This is a genomic window from Streptomyces sp. SID3212 (assembly GCF_009865405.1).
Taxonomy (GTDB): Bacteria; Actinomycetota; Actinomycetes; order Streptomycetales; family Streptomycetaceae; genus Streptomyces.
The window spans coordinates 1-936 of sequence record NZ_WWJY01000260.1; the positions used below are offsets into that span (position 1 = coordinate 1).

General features: G+C 73.2%; 1 protein-coding gene. It reads left to right on the plus strand.

Going from position 1 to position 936, the window contains the following annotated elements; translation table 11 throughout:
* On the plus strand, positions 1 to 685 hold a 685-nt coding region (cobA, locus tag GT042_RS07915; protein WP_161307992.1), incomplete at its 5' end, for a uroporphyrinogen-III C-methyltransferase.
* Positions 686 to 936: the final 251 nt, after the last annotated feature.

Below are 936 nucleotides of genomic sequence, written 5' to 3' on the forward strand. Positions count from 1 at the left end.
CGACCCGGACCTGATCACCGTGCGAGGCCGCCGCCTCCTCGCCGAGGCGGACGTCGTCATCGCCGACCGCCTCGGCCCCCGCGACCTCCTGGACGAACTGCCACCGCACGTCGAGGTGATAGACGCGGCGAAGATCCCGTACGGACGCGCCATGGCCCAGGAGGCGATCAACGAGGCGCTGATCGAACACGCCAAGGCGGGCAAGGCCGTCGTCCGCCTCAAGGGCGGCGACCCGTTCGTCTTTGGACGCGGCATGGAGGAGGTCCACGCCCTCGCCGCCGTGGGCATCCCCTGTGTGGTGGTCCCGGGCATCTCCAGCTCCATCAGCGTGCCGGGTGCTGCCGGGATCCCCGTCACCCACCGTGGGGTGGCCCACGAGTTCACCGTGGTCAGCGGTCACGTCGCCCCCGACGACGCGCGCTCCCTGGTCGACTGGGCCGCGATCGCCCGCCTGCGTGGCACGCTGGTCCTCCTCATGGCCGTCGACAAGATCGGCGCCATCGCCCAGGCCCTCATCGCGCACGGCAAGTCCCCCGAGACCCCCCTCGCCCTGGTCCAGGAAGGCACCACCGCCGCCCAGCGCCGGGTCGACGCGACGCTCGCGACGGTGGCGGAGGCCGTACGGACCCATGACGTACGCCCTCCGGCGGTCATCGTCGTCGGGGACGTCGTGGCCCTCGACTGACGGGTTCCGCACCCGGCCGGGTGGGACGGTGGCGTTCACCGGTCCCCAGACATGTGGCTGGGTAGGGACCGGTGAGCGCCGTTGGTACGAGTGCCTTGCTGCGCCGACGGACCGTGGGACGACGCGTCGCCCTCCGCACCAGCCTCATCCTGGCCCTCAGCGGCTGCGCCGACGGCCCCTGAGCCCGACCGGGCTTCCACCGAGGCCCGGGGCCACCCTCCCACCCGCCCCCGTGGCCACGCACCCCCCTC